Genomic DNA, 26,543 nt, shown 5'->3' with positions numbered 1-26,543 from the left:
GATCCCCTAAGGGAATCAGGAGGTTTTTACCCACTCGAAGGTGGGCTTCCACGGTGACCACATGGCCACCGGGCAACGAAGGTGTGAGTTGTACATCACACCCACGGGGGACGCCAAAGCCCCTACTACCAGGCTCTCGCCTGTATACTTTTTCCTGATGTTCAATGCCCCTACCGCATCCCTGTGCCATTCAAAACCACAACCCAAGCACCTGAAGTTCCTCGTCGATGTTTTGTGTTTTGCACCACAGACAGGACACGTCTGTGATGTGTAGGACTCGTCAACGAAGACCACTTCAATACCGAGTGCTTCTGCTTTGGTCTTGATGAGATCAGAAATTTTTCTGAACAGCCACTGATGGATCTTCTGGTTGGCAGTAGAGTTGTAGTCGACCCTGTCTCGTATACCTCGAAGGTCTCCGATTGCGATGGTGCCTACTCCTTCTGTCAGGCACCACCCGACAAAGTGTGTTGTGTACTTGTGGAGAATGTCTTTGATCTGGTTATAGAGCTTTGCAAGAAGCCTTCTTTTTGCCCGAACAAGTTTCCTGTAGCGTCTTGAGCCAGGTTTCTTCTTTGCCAGCTTCTTTTGGAGCTCAGCGAGCTTTTTGTTTCGGTAGCGAAGCTTTGAGTTGAGCACTCCGCCGTTGTAGATAACTGCCTTGTCCTCTGTTGAGGCAACGATTGGGTGCACAACGCCAAGGTCGACGCCGACTACTTTACTACCAGAAATGTTCGTCTGGCTTTCGAATGAAACTGTCACATGGAAGAAGTATTTGTCTTGTCTTTTGTCGTAGACAAGTTCGACACGTCTTATGTCCACTTCCTTTGGGAGGGTTGTTGGTATGTAGAGAGGATCGTTTCCATTTCCCATCGCAAGTCTTAGGGTTCCATCTTCAAGAAGTTTTACTGCCTGGTTTTTCCAGACAACGTTTGTGTACTTTGGTGTTCTAAAGGGTGGTTTGAGGCCTTGGTTTGTTTTACTTGCCTTGAAGTAGGATTTGAGGGCTTCAAAGTATCTTTGCACCAGGGCTTGTTTGGTCTGAGAGTGAAGGGGAATGTTTTGTGCCCATCGAAGGATGTACTTTTGTACCGTGTTCATAGAAAGCCAGAAGCCTTTTTTCTTGTGGATTTTTCTGACAAGAGAAACTGTCTTGCTGTATACTCGTCCAGCAAGTTTTGATAGTTCTTTGCATTTTGTGTGGTACTCAGGTGGTGCAGGGAATTTGTATGTTTTCATGTGTTTTGCCATGTTCAGCACCTCTAGTGTTATATTAACACTTCTTGCCGTTCATCACGATCTCATAAATGGGTTGTGCTTTCTGGCAAGTTTTCTGTAATAGGCCTGTGCGATGGCCGTGTTTGGCTTGTGGCTGCCGGTAGGGCTAACTCCTTCGTACTTGTAGTAGATCCTTGCAGGTGTCTGAAGATACTCTTCCAAGAAGGTGGCTCTGATGAGTGGGGTAGGTCTGTAGACTGCGTACTCCCTCAGGACGGGTTCTGGTATCTCGATGAATCGCTCCTCCGAAACTTCCTGTTCGATCAGACTCATTGGAAATATCACGGAGAGCTTTTCTGGTGAGATTGGCTTTCTCGTCTCCGGGTCAAGAGGTGGATCGAGTTTGAAGGGAAGATCTGCGAGAACGTTGTACCAGTACCTTGGAATTTCCTCAGGTTTCAGATTCACAACAACTCTCATAATCCCCCTCCTTCGATGATATAATCTCCATTGAGGTGAAAAGAGTTGATCAGAGCACACACCGTTCTTGAAAAAGTGAAGAAAGCCATTGTAGAGGCCAACGTAAGAATAAACGAAGAAGTCAGAGAGATCATCGAAGAATACGAAGGCCCCTTTTCTGATATAATAAAGGAAAACTATCGTATTTCCAAAGAGGAAAACCTTCCTCTCTGCCAGGACACGGGAATGGTGGAGTTCTTTGTTTTTCTTGGTCACACTATCGAACTGGAAGAACCCATCGAACAGACACTGAACAGAGCGGTTGAAGAGGTCTACAGGGAATATCCTTTCAGGTTCTCCGTTGTTTCCGATCCTCTGTTCGACAGAATCAACACGGAAACCAACACCCCCGCCGTTGTTCATCTCTTTCAAGTTGAGGGAAAGAGGCTTGAGATCAGATTTCTTGTGAAGGGTGGTGGAAGCGAAAACCTCTCAGTTCTTCGCATGATGAATCCAACCTCCGGGGTGGACAGAATCAAAGAGTTCGTCGTTGAGCACATCAGAGAAAACGGAGCGAAGGCCTGTCCTCCTCTTCATGTGGGTATCGGAATAGGTGGTACGGCTGACAAAGCAGTTCTTCTTTCCAAACTCGCTCTGACAAGAGACTTCAAAGAAAGAAACGAAGACCCAAGGTACGCCGAACTCGAAAGAGAACTTGAAAGTGAACTGAACCTCCTTGGAATAGGATTTCAGGGGCTTGGAAGGGGAAAAACCGTTTATTCAGTTCATGTGGAGCATTTTCCAACCCACATCGCCACCCTGCCCGTTGCCATCTCGGTGGACTGCTATCTTTGCAGAAAGGGGAAAGTGATCGTTGAAGGTTGAAGAACTGAAAGCCGGCCAGGAGGTACGCTACTCCGGGAAACTCATCGTCATGAGAGATCAGGCACAGAAGAGACTGAAAGAACTTTTAGAAAAGGAAGAAAGGCTGCCCGTGAACCTTGAGGGGCAGATAGTGTTCTACGCAGGGCCCGCCAGAACGCCTCAGGGGAAAGTGATAGGTGCCATAGGTCCCACCACGAGTGCCAGGATGGATGATTATCTGGAGATGCTCTTCAGACTGGGTGTCGTCGCAACGGTGGGAAAGGGAAAAAGATCAAAAAAGGCGATCGACGCCTGTAAGAGGTGGAAGAGGGTCTACTTCATAACACCAAGTGGAACGGCTGCTGCCCTTTCAAAAAGGGTGAAGAGCGCCCGGGTGCTCGCGTTCGAAGACCTAGGGCCTGAGGCCATATACGAAATAGAGGTGGAAGAGTTCCCCCTCATTGTGGCGATAGACAGTGAAGGAAACACAATCTTCAAGGAGTGAGAGAATGGATCCTCTGAAGATTCATAGATTTCTGAAGGGAAAGATAAGGATCTCTCTCCCCGTTGAGAGGGTGGACAAAGAGATCCTTTCTCTTCTCTACACCCCCGGTGTTGCTGAAGTTGCCAGGGTTTGTGCCGAAAATCCAGAAAATACCTACACCTACACGTCCAGATGGAACACGATCGCCGTCGTTTCGGATGGAAGCGCCGTACTTGGTCTTGGAAACATAGGGCCTTACGGAGCGCTTCCTGTGATGGAGGGAAAGGCGTTTCTTTTCAAGGCCTTCGCGGATCTTGATGCCTTTCCCATCTGCCTTTCTGAAGATGATGAGGAGAAGATCATTGAAATCGTGAAGAGTCTCGAGCCGAGCTTTGGGGGGATAAACCTCGAAGACATAGCGGCACCGAAGTGCTTCAGAATCCTTCAACGTCTTTCTGAGGAGATGAACATCCCCGTCTTCCACGACGATCAGCAAGGAACGGCCGTTGTTGTGTCTGCAGCCTTTCTCAACGCACTGAAACTTGTGGGGAAAAAGATAGAAGAAGTGAAAGTGGTGGTGAACGGGATAGGGGCTGCAGGATACAACATCGTGAGGTTCCTTCTCGACCTTGGTGTGAAGAACGTTGTGGCAGTGGACAAAAATGGCATCCTCAACGAGAAACACCCGGAAACCTGTCTGAACGAGTACCACCTCAAAATCGCCCGTATCACCAACCCAGAAGGACTCTCAGGTGGTCTCGAAACCGCACTCGAAGGCGCGGACTTCTTCATAGGTGTTTCGAAGGGAAACATCGTAAAACCAGAGTGGATAGAGAAGATGAACAGAAAGCCCGTTGTCTTCGCACTGGCAAATCCAGTTCCAGAAATAGATCCACGTCTTGCAAAAGAGGCGGGAGCATTCATCGTTGCAACGGGAAGGTCGGACTATCCAAACCAGGTGAACAACCTCCTTGCCTTTCCCGGCATCATGAAAGGGGCCGTAGAAAAGAGATCAAAGATCACAAAGAACATGCTCTTTTCCGCTGTGGATGCGATCGCAAACTCGTGCAAGCCCCATCCTGACAGAATCATCCCCGAGGCGTTCGACATGAGAGTGCACCAGAACGTTTATTTTGCCGTCAGAAACTCATCGTGAGCGTCTTTTTATTTGCCATCCAAGAACGACATAGTCCGAGTTGAACATCCTGAAGGCAGCACTTATGACGATGATGGAGAAAACAGCAAGGTAGATTATTCCCGAGACGATGAGAGAGTAATCCCCGTAAAAAACCAGTTTTGGAGCCATGATGGGATGAGAGAACGGAATGGCAAAGATAACTGCCTTCAGAGCACCCGGAAGGTTCGAAAAATCCACGATCATGTTCGCTATCATGGGTATCAAAGCAAGGATCGATATGGGAAAGGTGAGAATCTGAGCGCTTCTGTTATCCTTTGCCATCATGCCGAGGAACATGCAGAGTGAAAGGCCGGCAAGGATGGAAAGGAAGAGGCTGGTTCCTATCAGTAGAAGATCCGTTGCGCTAAAACTCATACCTATTCCCTGCGTATTTTGAGTCAGCGATCTCAGGTAGTTGTAAAACCCCACCATGTATATTCCTGCAAGAATCAGGCCAACGATCGTGCTTCCCAAGATCTTTGCGAGCACTATGTGTTCTCTCTTCACGGGCATCGTGAGGAGTGTCTCCAGGGTTTTGTTTTCTTTCTCCAGAGCAAGGGAGGATATGAGAGACGATCCCGACATGATGATGAGCATCATGATCAGTATGGGAATCATTATGTTTTGGGAATAGAAGATGTTCATGATCGCATCTGGCGAGCGGTTTTCGTAAAACTTTCCTTTCAGGTACGTGTGCTGAACGATCGTGAACGGATCGAACAGAAACTGCGCCCTTTCCGGATCACCGAGTATCAGGGAAGCGATCTTCACCCTGATCGGCTCAAGAAGGGAGAGGACCATTCCGGTGGAAATGGTGTCGGATATTCCCGTTCCCTTAAGATACCATATGATCTCCACCCGGGTTTTCTTCCCTGATGTCAGATCCCTGGAGAAACTATCCGGTATCAGAACCATCGCAGAGGCCTTCTTTTCCATCACCACTTTCTCTGCTTCCTTCAAATCGTTCCCCACGTAGATGAGATCCGACATGTTGCCGAGTTCCTGTTTTATCAGTTCAGAGAACGTTCCGGTGTCTTCCATCACCACCGCTATCTTCGGTTTCTGTGTGGACTTTTCTATCGTGCTTTCGAAAACATTCCCCAGAGAACCGTACAGAACGGCGATCACAATCACAGAAACGATGGCCCCAAGATTGAGAAGTTCTTTTATCTCTTTCTTCAGGAGTTTTCCGAACATTTTACCACCTCCTCGAAGACCTCTTCGATGTTCTGGGCGCTGTACCTTTCCTTGAGTTCTTCCACAGTGCCGGATTCAACGATCCTGCCGTCGTGGATCAGGGCTATTCGGTCGCAGAGGTATTCCACCTCCAGCATGTTGTGGGATGAAAGCAGTATGGTGAGACCTTCCCGAACCGCCCGTTTCAGTATCTTTCTCACCTCTCTCGCGTTGAGAACGTCGAGTCCGGAGGTGGGCTCATCCAGTATGGCAAGACGTGGGTTCACCATCAGAGATCTTGCTATGAGGAGTTTCCTCACCATTCCCTTGCTGTAGGTGGAGATCCTGTCCTTCACTCTGTCTCCGAGTCCGGAGATTTCAACGGCTTTCTCGACCATGGCTTCCATTTCCCTGGAATTTCGCATGTAAAAGCCCGCCACGAATCTCAGATATTCGATCCCTTTCATGTTTCTGTACGCTCCTGCCTCTTCCGGGAGATAGCTGATCAGTTTTCTCGCCTCGTGTGGCTCTCTGGTCACATCCTTTCCGAAGATGGAAACTTTCCCGGAGGAGGGTTTTATGAGGGTGGAGAGGATTCTGAGAGTGGTGGTTTTTCCCGCTCCGTTGGGACCTATGAGACCGAAGATTTCTCCCTCTTTGATCTCAAACGAAATCCCCTTGAGGATTTCTCTTCTTCCGATGCTTTTCTTCAGGTCCTCGACGATCACAACCCCCATGAGAACACCCCCTATTCTGAGATTATCAACCCCCTGTTGTTCACCTTCAACTTCAGAACTTCCTTCAGATAAGGTATTCCCTCGAAATCTTCCAGGTCGGTACATACAGAGGGTCCCGAACCACTCACAAACCAGTATCCCGGTTTTTTCGAAAGAATGGCTTCAACGAATTCCTTCATCTTTTCGTTTCCGTTTATCCTGTAGTTCTGATGAAGACGGTCTCCCACGTATTTGAAAGCCTCGTTCAGTTTACCTGAGGCGATCTTTGCCAGGAATTGACAGGAGTTCTTGATGTTGAAAACGGCGTCTTCAAACAGAACCTGCCTGGGGAGGACCTTTCTCATGGTGTTTGTGCAAAGAGAAAAGCTGGGCACGAGGAAGGTGAGTTCAAAATCCAGTTCGAACTTTTCAAAATCAAAGTTTTTCCCATCCTGATAGCAGACAACCAGTCCCCCCACAAAAGCCGGAACAACGTTGTCAGGATGTCCTTCGATCTCTGCGGCAAGTTTCATGAGGTCCCACTGAGAAAGGTTCGCCTTTGTTCCCACGTTTGCTATGTGAAGAGCAGAAACGATCACAGCAGCACTGGACCCGAGTCCACTGGAGATCGGTATGTTGCACACCTGGCTTATCCTCACGGGAGGCACTCTGTAGCCTGTTTTTTTCTCGAAGAACTCGAAGACCTCAAAGAACAGATCGTGATTTTCAAGATCCGGCGCGTATTTTCCTGTGCTCTCAATGATGGTTCTATCGGTGTCAAAAGAAAAAAACACCTCGTTGAAGAGATCGAGGGCAAGACCGAACACATCGAAACCCGCACCGAGATTGGTGGTCGTTGCCGGAACCATTATTCTCATAGATCCAGTACCTCCAGGATCTCATCTATCTTTCCCTCTATCGTCCTCGGTGGCTCCAACTGTGAAATGACCACGTTTGGATCCTTGAGGCCGTTTCCGGTGAGGGTGCACACCACCGTCTCTCCACCTTTGAAGAGTCCCTGACGGTGTTTCTTCAAAAGTCCCGCTATCGATGCAGCGGATGCAGGCTCGCAGAAGATTCCTTCCTTTTGAGCCAGAAGTCTCTGGGCTTTGAGGATTTCCTCGTCACTCACCATGTCGATCTCTCCACCCGACTCATCACGGGCTCGAATCGCCTTTTCCCAGTTGGCAGGATTTCCTATCCTTATGGCTGTGGCAACCGTTTCTGGATTTTCGATGGGATGCCCTCGAACGATCGGGGCTGCCCCCTCCGCCTGAAATCCCATCATCCTGGGAAGCTTAGAAGAAAGGCCATGCTGGTAGTACTCCTTGTAACCCATCCAGTAGGCAGAGATGTTTCCGGCGTTTCCCACAGGAATGAAGTGATAATCCGGAGCATCACCGAGTTCATCGACGATTTCGAAGGCGGCAGTCTTCTGTCCCTCGAGTCTGTAAGGGTTGATGCTGTTCACGAGTGTGATGGGATATTTGGAAGTGATCTCCTTCACCAGTTCCAGACATTTGTCGAAGTTTCCCTTCACCTGCAGCACAACGGCACCGTATATCATAGCCTGGGCGAGTTTTCCCAGAGCGATCTTCCCCTCAGGTATCAGAACGATGGCCTTCAACCCCGTTCTTGCAGCGTAAGCGGCGGCAGAAGCAGAAGTGTTTCCCGTCGAGGCACACATGATGGCTCTGGCGCCTTCTTCAAGGGCTTTGGCAACGGCAACGACCATTCCCCTGTCTTTGAAGGATCCCGTTGGATTCGCCCCTTCGTACTTCACGTAGACCTTTATCCCGAGTTCCCTGCTCATGTTTACAAGAGGGATGAGAGGGGTATTCCCCTCGTTGAGTGATATCATGGGGGTTTTTTCTGTCACCGGAAGAAACTTTCTGTACCTTTCGAGTATGCCCAAGTTCCTCACTCCCTGTCCAGTTCGAATCTACTGTGGATCGCCTTGACGGCGTCTTCCACGTATTTGCTGTCTATGATCACAGAGATCCTGCTGCTTGAAGCGCTGATCATGTCGATGTTGATGCCCTCGTTGGCGAGTGTTTCAAAGAGGGTTGCGGAGATCTCCGGTGAAGAGGTGAGATTCACACCGACTATGGAAACCTTCGCAAGACCCTTTTCGATTATAACCTCTCTGGCGTCGCTTCTTGTTTTCAGAAGGTCAAGGTCCAGTTTCTCAAGCTGGGATTCCGGAACGATGAAAGCCACGGTGTTGTACTCACCGCTCTTCATTCCCTGGATGATCATGTCGATGTTCACATCCATCTGAGAAAGGGTTCTCATGATCCTCGCAGCAACACCGGGTTTATCGGGAACGTCTTTCAAGACCACCTTTGCCATGCCGTCCTCGAAGGTAACCGCCCTGACAATTGGATTTTCCACTTTTGTCCCCTCCCATATGAGAGTGCCGCGCGTTTCTCTGTGCGCGTTCTTTATCAACACCTTGACACCGTATTTTCTTGCAAATTCCGCTGCCCTCGCCTGAAGCACCTGTGCTCCATGTCGAGAAAGTTCTATCATCTCTTCCCAGGACAGTTCCTTGATAACCCGGGCGTTCTTCACAATCTTGGGATCTGCCGTGTAGACACCGTCCACATCTTTGTAAAGCTCGCACAGGTCCGCACCGAGAGAGTACGCAAGGGCGATCGCTGTGAGATCAGATCCACCCCTTCCGAGTGTGGTTATGTCCCCCGTTTCCGTTATACCCTGAAATCCCGCGATGACCGGTATGAAATCCTGTTTCAGATACCTCGAGATGATGTCCGTGTTGATATCGATGATCCTTGCAGAACCGTACCTTTTGTCCGTTATGATTTTCAACTGGTTTCCGGTGAAGGAGATGGCCCTGTAACCTCTTTTCCTGAGAGCGATGCTCATCAGAGCAACACTCTGGATTTCCCCCGTTGACAGAAGAAGATCGAGTTCTCTTGGATCGGGATTCTCGTCTATGGTCTTTGCGAGGTCTATCAAGCGGTCGGTGGTGTCACCCATCGCCGAGAGGACGACAACCGGTCTTACACCGCTTTTCTTTCTCTTTATGATCTTCTCCGCTACCTTTTCCAGTTTTTCCACATCGGAGATGGCCGCACCACCGAATTTCATCACCACAACGGAGAACTTTTCAGCACCGCCGAGCACCTTGTACTTTGCCACTCTGAACAGATCCGCTATCACCGCACTGGCTGTCGGGTATCCGCCTGCTCCCCTTCCCTTCAGAAGAAAGTCCCCGGCCAGATCGGTGGACACTTCTATGGCGTTGTCCACACCATCGACGTTGAAGAATGGATCTTCCGGCGTGACCTCCCTCAAACGTACCTCGTAGGTGTTCGTCGAAAAGTCGAGTTCCCCGATCAATTTGAGTTTTTTCCCGGAGCGAACGATTTCTTTCAGATACTCGGGATCTATGCCCGTTATCCCCTCGAATCGAACGCTGTGGATACCGGGGAACCTTCCCGTCACCACGCCCGCCAGGACCGAGACCTTGTACGCGACGTCGTATCCTTCGACATCGTTCGTGGGATCTGCTTCGGCGTATCCGAGTTTTTGAGCCTCTTTCAAGACCTCATCGAAAGGCCTTCCCTTGCTCATTTCTGTGAGAATGTAGTTTGTCGTTCCGTTCATGATCCCGCGTATTCTGGTCACCTTCTGAAAGATCAGATAATCCTGAAGAAGGGAGATGATCGGAATGCCTCCACCAACCGAGGCTTCGAAGAAGAGTTTTCTCTTTCTTATGTAATCCACGAATTCGTTTCCGTACTCCGAGATGAGGTTTTTGTTGGGAGTCACAACGATTCTTCCAAGTTCCAGGGCTCGTCTAACAAGATCCACGGCCACGTCCGTTCCACCGATGGCCTCTATCACCACGTCACTGTTCAGGATCAGATCATCGAAATCGAACGCTATTTCCTCCGGAGGCACGCCGTAGACCTCGTATTTCTGCGGGGAACGATTTATGACCTTCGATACGATAAACCTTTCACCGACTCTTTTCTCTATCTCTTCTCCCCTCTCCTTCAGTATTCTGTATATGCTTCCACCCACGGTTCCAAGACCCGCAATTCCCACCCTCACCTTTCTCACTCCTCAGCAGAATTTGTGAACATTTTAAACGATCGATATGTTCCCCTCTTATCCTGAATTTTACATTTTCATGATGAAAATGCTACCGATACTAAAAAATTCGACTCGATAACTTGACATTGTAAAGCACGTGATGATACTATTCCTAAAAAACCCCCCATGATTCGTTATTCCAAGATTTTGGTATAATCATTCAATACCCGAGAGGAGTGATCCACGTGAAGATGAAAGGTTCCAAGATGTTGTTCGAGGCGTTTCTGAGAGAAGGTGTGGATACGATCTTTGGTATCCCTGGAGGCGCCATCATCAACGTCTACGACGAACTCTGCAATTACGAAGACAAGATAAATTTCTACCTCTTCAGACACGAACAGGGAGCCACACACGCAGCGGATGGTTACGCGAGGGTCACCGGAAAACCAGGCGTGGTCATAGTCACCTCTGGTCCTGGAGCCACCAACACGGTGACGGGAATTGCCACCGCTTACATGGATTCCATACCGCTTGTTGTGATCACGGGTCAGGTTCCAACCTCCTTCATTGGAACGGATGCCTTCCAGGAAGTCGACGTCACCGGCATCACGATGCCCATCACAAAACACAATCACCTTGTCACGAGCATAGAAGAACTTCCTTATGCCATAAAAGAGGCGTTCTATGTTGCCACAACGGGAAGACCAGGTCCTGTTGTTCTGGACTTTCCAAAAGACATTCAGACAGCAGAAGGAGAGTTCAACTATCCCGATGAAATAGAGATTCTGGGATACAAACCCACCGTGAAGGGTCACCCAAAACAGATAAAGAAGGCAATGGAACTTTTGAAAGAATCAAAGCGTCCCATCGTCATCGTTGGGGGCGGAGCGAACCTCTCCGGTGCCATGGACCTGGTGAACAGGTTCATCGATAAATTCGGTGTACCGGCTGTCAGCACCCTGATGGGACGTGGAGTGAATCCGTCCGATGAAAGGCTCTACTACGATGGAATAGGGATGCACGGTGCGTACTATGGAAACTACGCAGTGGCGAACGCCGATCTCATCATAGCCCTCGGTGTGAGATTCAGTGACAGGATACTCGGTAATCCTCGAACCTTCGCCAGAAACGCCAAGATCGTCCACGTTGATATAGATCCTGCCGAGATAGGAAAGAACGTCTCCGTGGATGTACCCATCGTTGGAGATCTGAGAAACGTCCTTGAGGAGTTCTTGAAGTACGATCTGGACACAGATTTTTCCGAATGGATCGAAGAACTCCAGGAAGTGAAGAAAAAGTACCCATTGACCTACAAAAGGGATGGAAAACTCATAAAACCCCAGTACATTGTGGAGAAGGTGAACGAGGTCTTTCCCGATGACACGATAGTTGTGGCGGACGTGGGACAGAACCAGATGTGGGTGGCGCAGTACTACAGGTTCAAACACCAGAGGTCCTTCCTGTGTTCCGGTGGTCTTGGAACGATGGGATACGCCCTTCCGGCGGGGATAGGTGCGAAGATAGGAGCCCCTGACAGGGAAGTTGTGATCTTCGCCGGTGATGGTGGTTTTCAGATGAACATCCAGGAACTCATGACGGTGAAAAGGTACAACCTTCCGGTGAAGATCATCGTTATGGACAACAAGGCTCTGGGGATGGTCAGGCAGTGGCAGCAGCTCTTTTTCAACTGCAGGTACTCCGCCACCATCCTTGCCGACAACCCGGACTTTGCAAAGATAGCAGAGGCAGTCGGTATAAAAGCGATGAGAATAGAAAAGCCAGATGAAGTAGACAGGGCGGTGGAGGAACTCGCAAGATCGAAAGAGCCCATGCTCATACACGCGGTCGTTGATCCTGCCGAGAACGTGCTTCCGATGGTCCCACCAGGAGGGGATGTGGGAACACCCCTTGTCGAAGCACCCTACGATGAAAGTTTCGTCGAAAGGGTTCTGAAGGTTATCGAGGAGAGCAGGAGAGGTGATGAAAGATGACGAACCAGGTCCATGAACATCTCGTTTCCATGCTGGTCCACAACAAACCCGGTGTGATGAGGAAAGTAGCGAATCTTTTCGCAAGAAGGGGTTTCAACATCAGCAGTATCACGGTTGGAGAATCGGAAGTGCCGGGTCTTTCCAGGCTTGTGATCATGGTGAAAGGGGACGACAGAACGATAGAACAGATAGAGAAACAGGCGTACAAGCTCGTTGAGGTTGTGAAGGTAACTCCCATAGATCCTCTTCCGGAAAACCGTGTGGAAAGGGAAATGGCCCTCATCAAGGTGAAATTCGGGGAAGACAAGCAGGAAATCTTTCAGCTCGTTGAAATATTCAGAGGCAAGATCATAGATGTTTCCAAAGAGGGAGCCATCATAGAGATCACCGGAGCAAGAAGCAAGGTGGAAGCCTTCATAAATCTTCTTCCGGAAAAACAGGTGGAGGAGATCGCAAGAACGGGTATCGTCGCTATGAACAGGTGGAACACAAAAGAGAAGGAGGGGTTTTGATGGCGGTTATCTACTATGACAAGGATGCCAATCTCGATTTGATCAAAGACAAAAAGATCGCCATAATCGGTTTTGGAAGTCAGGGGCATGCACACGCATTGAACTTAAAAGACAGTGGACTCAACGTCATAGTGGGTTTGAGAGAGGGAAGTAAAAGCTGGAAGAAAGCAGAAGAGCAGGGACTCACCGTGAAGACCATCGAAGAAGCAGCAAAGGAAGCAGATATCATCATGATTCTCATTCCAGACGAGCACCAGCCGGAGGTGTACAAAAAGTACATTGAAAAGCATCTTACAGAGGGAAAGATGCTGATGTTTGCCCACGGTTTCAACGTACACTACCATCAGATCATCCCGCCAAAGAACGTCGATGTGACCATGATCGCTCCGAAAAGCCCAGGTCACATCGTGAGAAGAGAGTACGTTGAAGGAAGAGGAGTTCCCGCACTTGTGGCGGTCTACCAGGACTACACCGGAAAAGCCAAAGAGATCGCTCTTGCCTACGCAAAGGGAATCGGTGTGACGAGAGCGGGTGTGATAGAAACAACCTTCAAGGAAGAAACGGAAACGGACCTCTTCGGAGAACAGGCAGTCCTTTGCGGCGGTGTGACGGCTCTCATAAAAGCGGGATTTGAAACTCTCGTGGAAGCCGGATACCAGCCGGAGATTGCTTATTTTGAGTGTCTGAACGAACTCAAACTCATCGTCGACCTCATATATGAAGGTGGACTCAGTTTCATGAGGTACTCCGTCAGCAACACCGCAGAGTACGGTGATTACATCAGCCAGGAAAAGATCGTCACCAGAGAAGTCAGAGAGAACATGAAACAGATGCTCAAGGACATTCAGACAGGAAAGTTCGCAAAAGACTGGATACTCGAAAATCAGGCAGGAAGACCGTTCTTCTACACCATGAGGAAGAAAGAATCCGAACACCTCATAGAGAAAGTGGGAAAGGAACTCAGAAAGATGATGCCCTGGCTCAAGGAGAGGAATGTGGATGAGGAGTGATGTGATAAAGAAAGGACTGGAAAGGGCTCCACACAGGTCCCTTCTGAAGGCACTTGGAATAACCGATGATGAGATGAACCGACCCTTCATCGGTATCGTGTCTTCGTGGAACGAGATCATCCCCGGCCACATGCACCTTGACCGGATCGTTGAGGCAGTGAAGGCAGGAGTGAGGATGGCCGGGGGAGTTCCGTTCGTCTTCCCAACGATCGGGATCTGCGACGGCATAGCGATGGATCACAAGGGAATGAAGTTCTCACTACCTTCCAGGGAACTCATAGCCGATTCCATAGAGATAGTTGCAAACGCTTTTCCCTTCGACGGTCTGGTGTTTGTTCCAAACTGTGACAAGATCACTCCAGGGATGATCATGGCGATGGGAAGGCTGAACATTCCCTCTGTCCTGATCTCCGGTGGTCCCATGCTCGCTGGTCGATACGCTGGAAGAGACATAGACCTCATCACCGTTTTCGAAGCCGTCGGTGGTTATAAAGTGGGAAAGATCGACGAAGAAACCCTCAGGGCGATCGAAGATCTTGCCTGTCCGGGCGCAGGATCCTGTGCAGGACTGTTCACCGCCAACACGATGAATTCTCTTGCAGAAGCATTGGGGATCGCTCCTAGGGGAAACGGAACGGTGCCTGCCGTTCATGCAAAAAGGCTTCGAATGGCAAAAGAGGCCGGTATGCTCGTCGTCGAGCTCGTGAAAAGAAACGTAAGACCTCGGGACATCGTCACCCGGGAGTCCCTCATGAACGCAATCATGGTGGATCTTGCAACGGGAGGATCGACGAACACCGTACTTCACCTGAAAGCGATCGCAGAAAGTTTCGAGATAGACTTCGACATAAGACTCTTCGATGAACTCAGCCGGAAGGTTCCCCACATCTGCAACATCTCACCCGTTGGACCTTACCACATACAGGATCTCGATGAAGCGGGTGGTATCTACGCTGTAATGAAACGCCTTCAGGAAAACAATCTTCTGAAGGAAGATGCCATGACCATCTATTTGAGAAAGATAGGAGATCTTGTCAGGGAAGCAAAGATCATGAACGAAGAAGTGATCAGACCCTTCGACAATCCATACCATAGAGAGGGTGGGCTTGGAATTCTCTTCGGAAACCTTGCCCCGGAGGGGGCAGTTGCCAAACTCTCCGGTGTCCCCGAAAAGATGAAGCACCATGTTGGACCTGCCGTTGTGTTCGAAGATGGTGAAGAGGCAACAAAAGCCATTCTTTCCGGAAAGATCAAAAAGGGAGATGTGGTGATCATCCGTTATGAAGGTCCCAAGGGTGGACCCGGCATGAGGGAGATGCTCTCTCCTACGTCCGCGATCGTGGGGATGGGCCTTGCAGAAGATGTGGCTCTCATCACGGACGGGAGGTTCTCTGGAGGTTCACACGGTGCTGTCATCGGTCATGTGTCTCCGGAGGCAGCAGAAGGTGGTCCCATAGGCATCGTAAAAGATGGAGATCTCATCGAGATAGATTTCGAAAAGAGAATGATAAACCTGTTGATATCGGAGGAAGAGTTCAACAGAAGAATGAGGGAATTCGTACCGAAAGTAAAGGATATGGACAGTGATTATCTGAGAAGGTACGCCTTCTTCGTTCAGTCTGCCAGCAAAGGGGCTACGTTCAGAAAGCCCTGAGGAGGTGGTCTTTTGAGTATCAAGATCTACGATACGACTCTCAGGGACGGGGCTCAGGCTTTTGGAGTTTCCTTTTCCCTGGAAGACAAGATCAGAATCGCCGAGGCACTCGATGACCTCGGCGTTCACTACCTCGAAGGGGGATGGCCCGGTTCGAACCCGAAAGATATTGCATTCTTCGAAGCCGTGAAGAACATGCGCTTCAAGAATTTAAAGGTGGCCGCTTTCAGTTCCACAAGAAGACCAAACACGAGGATAGAAGAAGATCCAAACATACAGACGCTCATAAAAGCCGAAACACCGGTCTACACGATATTCGGTAAAAGTTGGGATCTACACGTGGAAAAAGCCCTTCGAACAACTCTCGAAGAGAACCTCAAGATGATATACGACACGATCACTTACCTGAAAAGATTCGCCGACGAGGTGATATACGACGCTGAACATTTCTTCGACGGTTACAAGGCAAACAAAGACTATGCCCTCAAAACCCTCAAGGTGGCAGAGGAGGCGGGGGCAGACTGTCTTGTTCTTGCCGACACAAACGGCGGCACACTCCCCCACGAGATCGAAGAGATCGTAGAAGAGGTGAAAAAACATGTGAAGGCTCCCATAGGAATACACGCACACAACGATTCCGATGTGGCCGTAGCCAACACGCTCGCTGCCGTGAGAAAGGGAGCGGTACACGTTCAGGGAACCATAAACGGCCTTGGCGAAAGATGTGGCAATGCGAATCTCTGTTCTGTGATTCCGAACCTCGTTCTCAAGATGGGACTTGAGGTCATACCGAAGGAGAACCTGAAAAAACTCTTCGACGTCGCACATCTTGTGGCCGAACTTTCCGGAAGGCCACACATTGAAAACATGCCCTATGTGGGAGATTATGCCTTTGCACACAAAGGTGGAGTGCACGTTTCTGCCATAAAGAGAGATCCCAGAACCTACGAGCACATTCCTCCAGAACTCGTGGGAAACAGGAGGATCATCTCGATCTCCGAACTTTCTGGAAAAAGCAACGTGCTTGAGAAAATAAAAGAGATGGGATTTGAAATAGACGAATCCTCGCCCAAGGTCAGGGAGATACTCGAAAGGATAAAAGAACTCGAAGCGCAGGGATATCATTTCGAGGGTGCAGAGGCATCCTTTGAACTTCTCGTCAGAGAGATGCTTGGAATAAGAAGGAAGTATTTCGAGTTTCTTGGCTTCACCGTCATGACCGTGAAGAACAGGGACGAAAAGAGTTTCTCAGAAGCGACCGTGAAGGTAAGGGTACCCGATGAAGTGGCGGAGAGGCTGGGGCACGATGAACCCTTCGAACACACCGCGGCAGAGGGTGAAGGACCCGTCGAAGCACTGGACAGGGCGGTGAGAAAGGCACTTGAGAAGTTCTATCCTTCCCTGAAAAACACAAAACTCACCGATTACAAGGTGAGGATCCTAAACGAACAGGCGGGTACCAGAGCGACCACGAGGGTTCTCATAGAGTCCAGCGATGGAAAGAGAAGATGGGGAACGGTGGGTGTTTCCCCGAACATCATAGAGGCTTCCTGGACGGCACTGCTTGAATCCCTGGAGTACAAACTCCACAGGGATGAAGAGGAGATGAGAAGAAATGAGAAGGATTAAGATCTTCGATACAACGCTGAGGGATGGAGAGCAATCACCTGGAGCCTCCATGTCCGTTGAAGAAAAAGTTGAGATGGCCCTCATGCTTGAAGACCTCGGTGTCGATCTCATCGAAGCGGGCTTTCCCGTCTCCTCGCCCGTTCAGTTCGAAGCCGTGAAGAGGGTGGCAGAGGCTGTTCAGAGACCCATAGTGGTGGGGCTTGCAAGGTGTGTGGAAAAGGATATCGACGCGGCGTACGAGGCCCTGAAAGATCGCCCAAAAGACAAAAGGATGATACACGTTTTCATAGCAACGTCTCCCATACACAGAAAGTACAAACTGAGAATGGAAAAAGAAGAGATTCTCGAAAGGGTGAGAAAGTACGTCACCTACGCCAGACAGTTCTTCGATCTTGTGGAGTTCTCCGCAGAGGATGCCTCCAGGACGGAAGTGCCCTTTTTGATAGAGGTTTACAGAACGGCCATAGAGTCCGGCGCAACAACGATAAACGTTCCAGACACCGTGGGATACGCTCTTCCCGATGAGTTCGGAGAACTCATAAGAACCCTGAAGGAAGGAGTTCCCGGGATAGAAAACGTCGATCTTTCCGTTCACTGCCACAACGATCTTGGTCTTGCCGTGGCAAATTCCATCGCTGCGGTTCAGAACGGTGCGACTCAGGTGGAGGTGACCCTGAACGGGATAGGAGAAAGAGCCGGTAACTGTGCACTGGAAGAGTTCGTAATGGCTCTCAAGGTGAGAAAAGACAGACTCCCGTACGAAACGGGTATAAGGACAGAGTTGATATACCCTGCTTCCAGACTTCTCACCCACATAACGGGCCTCATTCCGGCAAGAAACAAGCCCATAGTGGGAGAGAACGTCTTCTTGCACGAGTCGGGCATACACCAGGATGGTGTTCTGAAGCACAGAGAGACCTACGAAATCATGAAACCCTCGGACATAGGAAGGTCTTCTGAAACGCTCGTTCTCGGAAGGCATTCGGGGAAACATGCCTTGAGAAAGAAACTGGAGAGTTACGGCATAAAACTGGACGATGAGACCTTCCAGAAGGTGTTCGAGAAATTCACAGAGCTTGCCGACAGAAAGAAAGAAGTCTACGATGACGATCTCTTTTCCATCGTCTCTGAAGTCTTGAAGGAACCCCTGAATGGTTACAGGCTCGTTCACTTCCACGTGCACACAGGAAACACCCTGCTTCCCACGGCGGCGGTCGTTCTTCAGGTTGGAAACGAGAAAAAAGAGGCAGCGGAAACAGGAAACGGCCCTGTGGATGCCATTTTCAAGGCCATAGATAAAGCACTCGGACTTCAACCAAAACTCGAGGAGTACATAATCCAGGCGGTTGGAACAGGAAAGAACGCTCAGGGAGAGGTGAAATTGACCCTGAAGATAGACGGTGAACTCTACAGTGGAAGGGGTGTTTCCACGGACATCGTTGAGGCTTCCGCCATCGCTTACATAAACGCTATAAACAAGTATCTCATAGCAAAGGGGCTTTTGAGAAAAAACGGAGGTGTTGAGTGAATGACACTTGCAGAAAAAATCCTCTCGAAGAAGGCCGGAAGAAAGGTCGAAACGGGCGAGTTCCTTCTTCTAGAGCCAGATGTTGCCCTCGCCAACGACATAACGGCTCCTCTTGCCATAAAGAAGTTTAAAGAGTACGGTGGAAAGAGGGTTAAATATCCAGACAGGGTGGTTCTCGTACCAGATCATTTCACACCGAACAAAGACATAAAGTCCGCCATGCAGGTGAAGATGATGAGGGAGTTCGCCAGAGAGCAGGGAATAGAAAAGTTCTTCGAAATAGGAAGAATGGGAATCGAGCACGTTCTACTCCCCGAGGAAGGGATAGTGAAGTCTGGCGACCTCGTTGTGGGGGCAGATTCTCACACGTGTACCTACGGGGCGCTGGGGTCCTTTGCCACGGGTGTTGGTTCCACGGATATAGCGGGCTTCTACCTCATCGGAAAGGTGTGGCTCAGGGTTCCAGAGAGTATAAAGGTGACGCTCTATGGAAAGTTCAACGAAATGGTGACCGCCAAGGACCTTGTTTTGAAACTCATATCCATCCTCGGGGTGGACGGTGCGAACTACAAGGCCATAGAGTTTTCTGGTCCAGGTGTGAAAGAGATCTCCATGGACGGTAGATTCACCATATCGAACATGGCGATCGAGGCAGGAGGGAAAACGGGTCTCTTCCCCGTGGACGAGACAACAATAGCCTACGAGAAAGAAAGAGGAATAGAGGTGGAAGAGATGTACCCGGATGAGGACGCAGAGTATGTGAAAGAAGTGGAGATGAACCTCTCTGAGCTCGAACCCCAGGTTGCCTATCCCTTCCTGCCGTCCAACACGAAGGACATCTCCGAGGCAGAAAAAGAGAGAATCAAAATAGATCAGGTGGTGATAGGAAGCTGTACCAACGGAAGAATAGAAGATCTCAGACTCGCAGCCCAGATCCTGAAGGGAAGAACAGTTTCTCCGAACGTGCGGTGCATCATCATACCCGGCTCTCAGAAGGTTTACAAACAGGCCCTGAAGGAGGGTCTCATCGATATCTTCCTCGATGCCGGATGCGCCGTTTCCACTCCAACGTGTGGTCCCTGTCTTGGAGGACACATGGGAGTCCTCGCAGAGGGAGAAATAGCCGTCTCCACAACCAACAGAAACTTCGTGGGAAGAATGGGACATCCAAACAGCAAGGTGTTTCTTGCATCCCCCGCCGTTGCCGCAGCCAGTGCGGTGAAAGGATATATAGCAGATCCCAGGAAACTGTGAGGTGATGAAGATGAAGATAAAGGGGAAGGTATTCGTTTTTGGAGACAACGTGAACACAGACGAGATCATACCCGCAAGGTATCTGAACACCTCGGATCCTCAGGAACTGGCAAAGTACTGCATGGAGGATGCAAGACCTGGTTTTGGAAGGCGGGACGACATAAAGGGAGGCATCATCGTCGCCGGTGAAAACTTCGGATGTGGTTCCTCAAGAGAACACGCCCCCGTTGCCATAAAGGCTGCGGGCATCTCCTGTGTCATCGCCAAGTCCTTTGCGAGAATATTCTTCAGAAACGCTATAAACATAGGTCTTCCCATTGTTGAGCTGAAGGAAGCGGACGAATTCGAAGAAGGTGATGTTGCCGAGGTGGACCTTGAAAACGGTGTCGTGAAGAATCTTTCGAAGGGAAAAGAGTACAAAATAAGGCCCTATCCCGAGTTTCTCATGAATATCATGAAAGCCGGTGGATGGCTCGAATACTGTCTTAAAGAGATGGGGGAGTGAAAGATGAAGATAGCGATCCTACCGGGAGACGGTATAGGTCCTGAAGTTGTGAGAGAAGCCCTGAAGGTCCTCGAGGTTGTTGAAAGAAAAACGGGCAAAACCTTCGAGAAGGTCTTTGGTCACATCGGAGGAGATGCCATAGACAGATTCGACGAACCTCTCCCAGAGGAGACCAGAAAGATCTGCATGGAGGCAGATGCCATCTTCCTCGGGAGTGTGGGAGGCCCAAAGTGGGACGATCTTCCACCTGAGAAAAGACCGGAGATCGGTGGCCTTCTTGCCCTCAGAAAGATGCTCAATCTCTACGCGAACATCAGACCGATAAAGGTTTACAGATCACTTGTATCCATCTCTCCTCTGAAGGAAAGGGTGATCGAGGCCGGCGTAGATCTTGTCACTGTAAGAGAGCTCTCCTACGGAGTGTACTACGGCCAGCCAAGGGGTATCGACGAGGAAAAAGGTTTCGACACCATGATCTACGACAGAAAAACCGTGGAACGGATAGCAAGAACCGCCTTTGAAATTGCAAGAAACAGAAGGAAAAAGGTCACCTCCGTGGATAAGGCGAACGTTCTCTACAGTTCGATGCTCTGGAGAAAGGTCGTGAGCGAAGTTGCAAAGGATTATCCAGACGTGGAACTCAACCACATGTACGTGGACAACGCGGCCATGCAACTCATATTGAAACCCTCACAGTTCGACGTGATACTCACAACGAACATGTTCGGAGACATACTCTCAGACGAGAGTGCCGCACTTCCAGGATCTCTTGGTCTTCTTCCTTCCGCTTCCTTCGGCGACAAGAATCTCTACGAACCGGCGGGGGGATCGGCACCCGACATAGCTGGGAAAAACATCGCCAATCCCATCGCTCAGATCCTCTCCCTCGCCATGATGCTCGAGTACTCTTTTGGCATGGTGGAAGAGGCAAGAAAGATAGAGAAGGCGGTCGAGATGGTCATAGAAGAAGGGTACAGGACAAAGGACATCGCGGAAGATCCGGAAAAGGCCGTCTCCACCTCTCAAATGGGAGATCTCATATGCAAAAAACTTGAAGAAATATGGTGAAGGGCCGAAGAGGCCCTTCACATTTTCCATGTGTCGGTGAGTTTTCTCACCTTCACGATCGAACCCCTCTTCATCTTTCTGATCGCCGCCACCGCTGCTCTGAGTGCCTCCACCGTTGTCAGGTAAGGTATCTTTCTCTTCAGTGCTGTGGTTCTAATCATGTATCCCACCGTTCTTCTTCCCTCTACCTTGAAGGGGTCCTTTCCGTGCGAGACCGCAACGAGTGAGGGTTCATCGCTGGATTGGGTGATCACCACAAGAGAGATCTTTCCCTGCTCCAGAAGGTCGATCACATCCGGCCTTCCTTCACCCACTTTGGGAACAACTTTGACGTCCACTCCATGGGACTGGAGTGCCTTTGCCGTTCCCTTGGTCGCGTAGATCTCGAATCCCATGTCCGCAAGGTGTGCAAGAAGTGGGATGGCGTCTCTCTTGTCTTTGTCTGCGATCGTTGCAAGGATGGCACCCTCTGTCGGGAGCGGATTTCCCGCAGCGATCTCGGCTTTCGCAAAAGCCTCTGCAAAATCCTCTCCTATTCCCATGACCTCTCCTGTGGAGCGCATCTCAGGACCCAGAAGAACGTCTGTGCCGGGGAACTTGTGGAATGGTATCACCACTTCCTTCACGGAGAACATCCTCGGCCACGGTGTGGGAAGGATCTCGCTGTCTCCCAATTTGTCCACCTTTGTTCCCGGTCTTGTTGGATAGGGGAAGTACTCGGAAAGAAGTTCTGGAAGGGACCTTCCCACCATGATCTTGGCGGCAATCTTTGCCACAGGAATTCCAATTGCCTTGCTCACAAATGGAACGGTTCTTGACGCCCGTGGATTTGCCTCTATTATGTAGATCTCTTCGTCTTTTACCGCCATCTGAATGTTCGCGATTCCCACTATTTTCAGTGCCTTCACCAGTCTGTGAACGGTTTTCTCTATCTCTTCAACGAGTTTTTCCGAGAGGCTCACCGGCGGAAGAACACACGCCGAATCTCCGGAGTGAACGCCCGCTTCTTCGATCTGTTCCATCAAACCCGCTATCCACACGTACTTTCCATCCGATACAACATCCACATCGAGTTCTATCGCATCTTCCAGGAACTTGTCTATCAGTATGGGGTACCCCGGTGAGACGATCGCCGCTTCCCTGACGTATCTTTCCAGTTCTTCCGGTGTGTCGACGATCGCCATGGCCCTTCCTCCAAGGACGTAACTTGGTCTTACAAGAACCGGGTATCCAAGATCCTCTGCCACCTTCAGTGCTTCCTCCACGGAAGATGCCGTCCCGAACGGGGGGCATCTGAGCCCGATCCTTTTGAGAAGTTTTGCGAACTTTTCCCTGTCTTCAGCGATCTCTATCGACTCAAAACTCGTTCCTATGATGTTCACACCCTCTTCCACAAGGTGCCTTGCGATCCTCAAAGGAGTCTGACCACCGAACGCCACCACAACACCTTTTGGCTTTTCGTTCCTCACGATCTCGAGGACATCTTCAACCGTGAGGGGTTCGAAGTAAAGTCTGTCGGAGGTGTCGTAGTCTGTCGAGACGGTCTCCGGGTTGGAGTTCACCATGATCGCCTCGTACCCTTCTTCCTGAAAAGCCCACACACCGTGAACGTTCGTGTAGTCGAACTCTATACCCTGACCTATTCTGTTTGGGCCGGAGCCGAGGATCATGATCTTCTCTTTGTCTGTAGGTATTGCTTCATTTTCCACTCCGTTGTACGTTGAGTAGTAATACGGGGTCTGGGCTTCGAACTCTGCCGCACAGGTGTCCACCATCTTGTAGACCGGAAAGATCCTGTTTTTCTCTCTCATCTTCCTCACATCTTTTTCGGAAACCTGCCAGATCTCGGCAATTTCCCTGTCGGAGTATCCCCACTGTTTCGCCTTCCTGAGAACCTCGACGTCGAATTTCTTTTCTTTCAGTTCTTCCTCGAGGTCTATGCAGGCCTTCATTTCCCTGAGAAACCATCTGTCTATCTTCGTGAGTTCGTGTACTTCTTCCACATCCATTCCGTTTCTGAACGCAGCAAAGATATAGGAGATCCTCTCAGGAGTTGGATTTGCAAGGTGTTCCCTTATGTGGTCAAGATCGAGTTTCGGGGCAGCATCGAGTTCGAGAGACCTAAGGGCCTTTCCCAGTGCCTCTTTGAAGGTTCTTCCTATTGCCATCACTTCTCCAACGGATTTCATCTGGGTGTTGAGCCTTGGATCGGCTCCGGGGAATTTTTCGAGCTGGAACCTCGGTATCTTCACCACGACGTAGTCTATGGAAGGTTCAAAGGCCGCCAGCGTCTTTCCCGTGATGTAGTTTGGGATCTCATCGAGGGTGAATCCAACGGCAAGAAGTGCGGCTATCTTCGCAATGGGGTATCCCGTTGCCTTCGACGCCAGAGCGGACGATCTTGAAACTCTCGGGTTCATCTCAATGACGACCATCCTACCGGTCTTCGGATCCACGGCGAACTGGATGTTCGAACCACCCGTTTCTATTCCTATCGCATCGATGACTTTGTACGCTGCATCCCTCATCCTCTGGTACTCAACGTCGGTGAGCGTCTGGGAGGGAGCCACCGTGATGGAATCTCCCGTGTGTATCCCCATCGGATCGAGGTTCTCTATAGAACAGACGACGATGAAGTTTCCTGCTCCATCCCTCACCACTTCGAGTTCGTACTCTTTCCAACCGATGACGGACTCTTCTATGAGAACGGTGTGTACGGGACTTTCTATGAGTCCTTTTGTAACGATCTCCCTCAACTCCTCTTCGTTGAACGCAACTCCTCCGCCCGTTCCTCCCAGTGTGAAACTGGGTCTTATGATGACGGGATAGCCGAATTCTCTTGCCGTCTCCAGTGCATCCGTGAGGTTGTTCACCAGTCTGCTTCTCAGAACTTCAAGGCCAGCTTCCTCCATGGTCTTTTTGAAGAGTTCTCTGTCTTCAGCCTTCTTGATCGACTCAAGTTTGGCGCCGATCAACTGAACTCCGTACCTGTCAAGAATACCACTTTCGGCGAGTTCTACGGCGAGGTTCAGAGCGGTCTGTCCTCCGAGGGTGGGAAGCAGAGCGTCCGGCCTTTCCTTCTTTATGATCTCTTCCAGAAACTCGACCGTCAGGGGCTCTATGTAAACGGCGTCCGAGAACTCCGGATCCGTCATTATGGTTGCGGAGTTTGAGTTGACTATGATCACTTCGTATCCCGCACTTTTGAGGGCTTTGAGTGCCTGAGTGCCCGAGTAGTCGAACTCGGCGGCCTGACCGATCGTGATCGGACCGGATCCTATGACGAGGATCCTCTTTATATCCTCTCTTCTGGGCATTACCTTACCTCCTTTATGAGGCGTTTGAATTCTTCAAAGAAGTACTTTGCATCGTGAGGACCGGGAGAGGCTTCAGGGTGGTACTGAACAGAAAAGGCTGGATAATCAACCAGCCTCATTCCTTCTATCGTTCCATCGTTGAGAGAAATATGGGTGATCTCAACTTTTATTCCCTGCGGACTGGTTCCCTCAAGAACGGATATCTTCTGAAGGTTGCTGGTGAGAACGTTCGCATCCTGATCTTCGCTTCCAAGTTCTGGTAGGCCAAAACTCTTTGGATCCACTGCAAAGCCGTGGTTGTGGGTGGTGATCAGAACACGTCCATTTCTCAGATCCTTCACAGGATGGTTTATTCCTCTGTGTCCAAACTTCATCTTGTAGGTTCTGGCTCCTATTGCAAGACCAAGAAGCTGATGTCCAAGACAGATTCCCGCAAGGGGTATTTCCTCCTTCAGAAGGTCTCTTATCAGACGGACAGTTTTCAGCAGGGCGGCCGGGTCTCCGGGACCATTGGAGATGAGAACACCATCCGGATTGAGCTTTTTGATGTCATCTATGTCCACACCGTAGGGTACCCTCACCACCCGTGCTCCCACTCTCTTCAGGTCTCTGAGGATACCCCATTTCACCCCGGAGTCCAGGACAACGACTGAAAATTCCCCATCTTCGTTTTCCACGATGATCTCTTTCGGAGAAACAAGACCAACCAGGTCTCTTCCCACTATGCCGGGACTTTCCTTCACGCGTCTGACCAGGGATTCTGGGTTCAGATCCACCGTGGATATGGCACCTTTCATGGCACCTTTCACACGGATCTTCCTCGTGAGGGCCCTCGTGTCCACACCTTCGATGGCAACTATGTTGTGTTTTTTCAGATAATCCGGAAAGGAGATGGTGGCTCTCCAGTTGGAAGGAACGGACACACTTCTGTAGACAACGAATCCCGCAACCTTTATCCCATCCGACTCCACATCCTCTTCGTTTACTCCGTAGATTCCTATCTCAGGATAGGTCATCACAACGATCTGACCCGTGTAGGAGGGATCTGTGAGAACTTCCTGATAGCCGGTCATTCCTGTGTTGAAGACCAGTTCGCCGAAGGTTTCACCCTCTGCACCCAGACTCTGCCCAAAAAAAAACGATCCGTCTTCCAGAGCAAGAAGCGTTTTCATGTTGCACCTCCTTCCCTTTCTCAGAGATTATAACCACAGGTAAAGGGCTAGTCAGTTTTCTTTACTTTGAATTAAAGGAAAGTCACAGGGTATTAATTTGGAATAAACATTTACTACTTGAACATTTATATGCAAAAATGATGAAGGCTATTTTCCTGACAGACATTGAAAACCGAAAGGAAAGGATTCTGGAATACATTATCTTCACAGAACTGAACACAGATTTAAAGGATTCTTCCTATCATGTGAACGGAGGTGGGAATCTATGAAGGATTCTGTGGAATGACTTCTGTGCGATTTTCATGTGCACACAAACATGAGCGATGGACACCTTTCTCTATCACATTCTTGCCATAGATGTAAAGGGGTACGTGGACCCTTCTCTCCCGGTGGAGGAGATCGTGAAAAGGTTGAAAGAACAGAATGCACTGGTTATAGCAGCACATCCAGATAGAAAAAAACAGGACGAGGAACATCTTTCCTGGTTTCTCTGGGTGAACATGGAGCGTTTCAAAGACATGTTCGATGCCTGGGAAGTGGCGAATCGAGATGATCTTTTCAACTCGATCGGTGTGAAGAAATACCGGTACGTGGCAAACTCCGATTTCCATGAGGTGTGGCATGTGTATTCCTGGAAAACACTGATCAGATCGGAGAGGAACGTAGAGGCGATCAAAGAAGCGATAAGGAAGAACACGGATGTGGCGATCTATCTGATGAGAGAAAAAACTTGACTTTTCCTCT

At 49.8% G+C, this 26,543-nt stretch carries 21 protein-coding genes and 1 pseudogene; 13 read left to right on the top strand and 9 right to left on the bottom strand.

Annotation, left to right across the window (positions count from 1 at the left end; all coding sequences use genetic code 11):
* Positions 1–15 precede the first annotated feature (15 nt).
* A complete protein-coding gene (locus tag TRQ7_RS02085) occupies positions 16–1,251 on the bottom strand; it encodes an RNA-guided endonuclease TnpB family protein (protein WP_041437377.1) in 1,236 nt (411 codons plus the stop codon).
* A 75-nt stretch (positions 1,252–1,326) separates the two neighbouring features.
* Positions 1,327–1,698 (bottom strand): annotated as a pseudogene (locus TRQ7_RS02080) (TrpB-like pyridoxal-phosphate dependent enzyme); the annotation flags it as partial.
* A 45-nt stretch (positions 1,699–1,743) separates the two neighbouring features.
* On the opposite strand from TRQ7_RS02080, the gene TRQ7_RS02075 reads away from it, so the two are divergent.
* Genes TRQ7_RS02075 through TRQ7_RS02065 form a run of 3 tightly spaced genes read left to right on the top strand, consistent with a single transcriptional unit; the run spans position 1,744 to position 4,181 of the window.
* Positions 1,744–2,562 (top strand): fumarate hydratase, encoded by an 819-nt coding sequence (locus TRQ7_RS02075; protein WP_012645015.1) that lies wholly within the window; start codon positions 1,744–1,746, stop codon positions 2,560–2,562.
* Positions 2,552–3,046, top strand: coding sequence for a FumA C-terminus/TtdB family hydratase beta subunit (locus tag TRQ7_RS02070; RefSeq protein WP_012645013.1), 495 nt, complete (start codon positions 2,552–2,554; stop codon positions 3,044–3,046). Before TRQ7_RS02075 ends, TRQ7_RS02070 begins: the two co-directional genes overlap by 11 nt.
* A 4-nt stretch (positions 3,047–3,050) precedes the next feature.
* Complete coding sequence (locus tag TRQ7_RS02065) at positions 3,051–4,181, top strand: NADP-dependent malic enzyme (RefSeq protein ID WP_041843892.1); 1,131 nt, start codon at positions 3,051–3,053, stop codon at positions 4,179–4,181.
* Here the strand turns inward: TRQ7_RS02065 and TRQ7_RS02060 are convergent.
* Genes TRQ7_RS02060 through TRQ7_RS02040 form a run of 5 tightly spaced genes read right to left on the bottom strand, consistent with a single transcriptional unit; the run spans position 4,173 to position 10,177 of the window.
* Positions 4,173–5,399, bottom strand: a complete 1,227-nt coding sequence (locus tag TRQ7_RS02060; RefSeq protein ID WP_041843891.1) for an ABC transporter permease — start codon at positions 5,397–5,399, stop codon at positions 4,173–4,175. The two genes, TRQ7_RS02065 and TRQ7_RS02060, sit on opposite strands and share 9 nt — an antisense overlap.
* A complete protein-coding gene (locus TRQ7_RS02055; RefSeq protein ID WP_041843890.1) occupies positions 5,381–6,115 on the bottom strand; it encodes an ABC transporter ATP-binding protein in 735 nt (244 codons plus the stop codon). Before TRQ7_RS02055 ends, TRQ7_RS02060 begins: the two co-directional genes overlap by 19 nt.
* An 11-nt stretch (positions 6,116–6,126) precedes the next feature.
* On the bottom strand, positions 6,127–6,972 hold the full coding sequence (locus TRQ7_RS02050) for a homoserine kinase (RefSeq protein WP_041843889.1): 846 nt from the start codon (positions 6,970–6,972) through the stop codon (positions 6,127–6,129).
* Entirely contained in the window at positions 6,969–8,009 is a 1,041-nt protein-coding gene (thrC, locus tag TRQ7_RS02045; protein WP_038066304.1) for a threonine synthase, read from the bottom strand. The genes TRQ7_RS02050 and thrC overlap by 4 nt, the downstream gene beginning before the upstream one ends.
* Positions 8,010–8,014: 5 nt before the next feature.
* Positions 8,015–10,177, bottom strand: coding sequence for an aspartate kinase (locus TRQ7_RS02040; RefSeq protein ID WP_041843888.1), 2,163 nt, complete (start codon positions 10,175–10,177; stop codon positions 8,015–8,017).
* 227 nt (positions 10,178–10,404) lie between these two features.
* Here TRQ7_RS02040 and ilvB point away from each other — a divergent pair, with 227 nt between their 5' ends.
* From ilvB to leuB, 9 genes are read left to right on the top strand one after another with little or no spacing between them, the layout of a single operon-like run.
* A complete protein-coding gene (ilvB, locus tag TRQ7_RS02035; RefSeq protein WP_041843887.1) occupies positions 10,405–12,150 on the top strand; it encodes a biosynthetic-type acetolactate synthase large subunit in 1,746 nt (581 codons plus the stop codon).
* A complete protein-coding gene (gene ilvN, locus TRQ7_RS02030) occupies positions 12,147–12,662 on the top strand; it encodes an acetolactate synthase small subunit (RefSeq protein WP_012645005.1) in 516 nt (171 codons plus the stop codon). The genes ilvB and ilvN overlap by 4 nt, the downstream gene beginning before the upstream one ends.
* A complete protein-coding gene (gene ilvC, locus TRQ7_RS02025) occupies positions 12,662–13,672 on the top strand; it encodes a ketol-acid reductoisomerase (RefSeq protein WP_012645004.1) in 1,011 nt (336 codons plus the stop codon). Before ilvN ends, ilvC begins: the two co-directional genes overlap by 1 nt.
* Entirely contained in the window at positions 13,662–15,326 is a 1,665-nt protein-coding gene (gene ilvD / locus TRQ7_RS02020; RefSeq protein ID WP_038066300.1) for a dihydroxy-acid dehydratase, read from the top strand. The genes ilvC and ilvD overlap by 11 nt, the downstream gene beginning before the upstream one ends.
* Before the next feature lie 12 nt (positions 15,327–15,338).
* The gene (gene cimA, locus TRQ7_RS02015; RefSeq protein ID WP_012645002.1) at positions 15,339–16,955 is read left to right on the top strand and encodes a citramalate synthase; all 1,617 of its coding nucleotides are present in this window, start codon (positions 15,339–15,341) and stop codon (positions 16,953–16,955) included.
* Positions 16,942–18,483, top strand: a complete 1,542-nt coding sequence (gene leuA, locus TRQ7_RS02010; RefSeq protein ID WP_012645001.1) for a 2-isopropylmalate synthase — start codon at positions 16,942–16,944, stop codon at positions 18,481–18,483. The genes cimA and leuA overlap by 14 nt, the downstream gene beginning before the upstream one ends.
* Positions 18,484–19,737 carry a 3-isopropylmalate dehydratase large subunit gene (leuC, locus tag TRQ7_RS02005; protein WP_041843886.1) on the top strand — a complete coding sequence of 418 codons (1,254 nt, stop codon included), beginning with the start codon at positions 18,484–18,486 and terminating at the stop codon, positions 19,735–19,737.
* Between the two features lie 4 nt (positions 19,738–19,741).
* Positions 19,742–20,242, top strand: coding sequence for a 3-isopropylmalate dehydratase small subunit (gene leuD, locus TRQ7_RS02000; protein ID WP_038066298.1), 501 nt, complete (start codon positions 19,742–19,744; stop codon positions 20,240–20,242).
* Between the two features lie 3 nt (positions 20,243–20,245).
* Positions 20,246–21,310 carry a 3-isopropylmalate dehydrogenase gene (gene leuB, locus TRQ7_RS01995; protein ID WP_012644998.1) on the top strand — a complete coding sequence of 355 codons (1,065 nt, stop codon included), beginning with the start codon at positions 20,246–20,248 and terminating at the stop codon, positions 21,308–21,310.
* A gap of 17 nt (positions 21,311–21,327) precedes the next feature.
* On the opposite strand, the gene carB is transcribed toward leuB, so the two are convergent.
* On the bottom strand, positions 21,328–24,627 hold the full coding sequence (carB, locus tag TRQ7_RS01990; protein WP_012644997.1) for a carbamoyl-phosphate synthase large subunit: 3,300 nt from the start codon (positions 24,625–24,627) through the stop codon (positions 21,328–21,330).
* The gene (gene carA / locus TRQ7_RS01985) at positions 24,627–25,799 is read right to left on the bottom strand and encodes a glutamine-hydrolyzing carbamoyl-phosphate synthase small subunit (protein WP_012644996.1); all 1,173 of its coding nucleotides are present in this window, start codon (positions 25,797–25,799) and stop codon (positions 24,627–24,629) included. The genes carB and carA overlap by 1 nt, the downstream gene beginning before the upstream one ends.
* 323 nt (positions 25,800–26,122) lie before the next feature.
* Here carA and TRQ7_RS01980 point away from each other — a divergent pair, with 323 nt between their 5' ends.
* On the top strand, positions 26,123–26,533 hold the full coding sequence (locus TRQ7_RS01980) for a PHP domain protein (RefSeq protein ID WP_012644994.1): 411 nt from the start codon (positions 26,123–26,125) through the stop codon (positions 26,531–26,533).
* The last annotated feature ends 10 nt before the right edge of the window (positions 26,534–26,543 follow it).

Origin of the sequence: Thermotoga sp. RQ7, from assembly GCF_000832145.1 — a bacterium.
GTDB classification, from domain to species: Bacteria; Thermotogota; Thermotogae; order Thermotogales; family Thermotogaceae; genus Thermotoga; species Thermotoga neapolitana.
This window is presented reverse-complemented; position numbering and strand designations above follow the sequence as displayed.

Coding starts and splice junctions, on each gene's coding strand:
- TRQ7_RS02085 (WP_041437377.1), bottom strand. CDS start 1,251: ATGGCAAAACACATGAAAACATACAAATTCCCTGCACCACCTGAGTAC.
- TRQ7_RS02065 (WP_041843892.1), top strand. CDS start 3,051: ATGGATCCTCTGAAGATTCATAGATTTCTGAAGGGAAAGATAAGGATC.
- TRQ7_RS02060 (WP_041843891.1), bottom strand. CDS start 5,399: ATGTTCGGAAAACTCCTGAAGAAAGAGATAAAAGAACTTCTCAATCTT.
- TRQ7_RS02055 (WP_041843890.1), bottom strand. CDS start 6,115: ATGGGGGTTGTGATCGTCGAGGACCTGAAGAAAAGCATCGGAAGAAGA.
- TRQ7_RS02050 (WP_041843889.1), bottom strand. CDS start 6,972: ATGAGAATAATGGTTCCGGCAACGACCACCAATCTCGGTGCGGGTTTC.
- ilvN (WP_012645005.1), top strand. CDS start 12,147: ATGACGAACCAGGTCCATGAACATCTCGTTTCCATGCTGGTCCACAAC.
- ilvC (WP_012645004.1), top strand. CDS start 12,662: ATGGCGGTTATCTACTATGACAAGGATGCCAATCTCGATTTGATCAAA.
- ilvD (WP_038066300.1), top strand. CDS start 13,662: ATGAGGAGTGATGTGATAAAGAAAGGACTGGAAAGGGCTCCACACAGG.
- leuA (WP_012645001.1), top strand. CDS start 16,942: ATGAGAAGGATTAAGATCTTCGATACAACGCTGAGGGATGGAGAGCAA.
- leuC (WP_041843886.1), top strand. CDS start 18,484: ATGACACTTGCAGAAAAAATCCTCTCGAAGAAGGCCGGAAGAAAGGTC.
- leuD (WP_038066298.1), top strand. CDS start 19,742: ATGAAGATGAAGATAAAGGGGAAGGTATTCGTTTTTGGAGACAACGTG.
- leuB (WP_012644998.1), top strand. CDS start 20,246: ATGAAGATAGCGATCCTACCGGGAGACGGTATAGGTCCTGAAGTTGTG.
- carB (WP_012644997.1), bottom strand. CDS start 24,627: ATGCCCAGAAGAGAGGATATAAAGAGGATCCTCGTCATAGGATCCGGT.
- carA (WP_012644996.1), bottom strand. CDS start 25,799: ATGAAAACGCTTCTTGCTCTGGAAGACGGATCGTTTTTTTTTGGGCAG.
- TRQ7_RS01980 (WP_012644994.1), top strand. CDS start 26,123: ATGGACACCTTTCTCTATCACATTCTTGCCATAGATGTAAAGGGGTAC.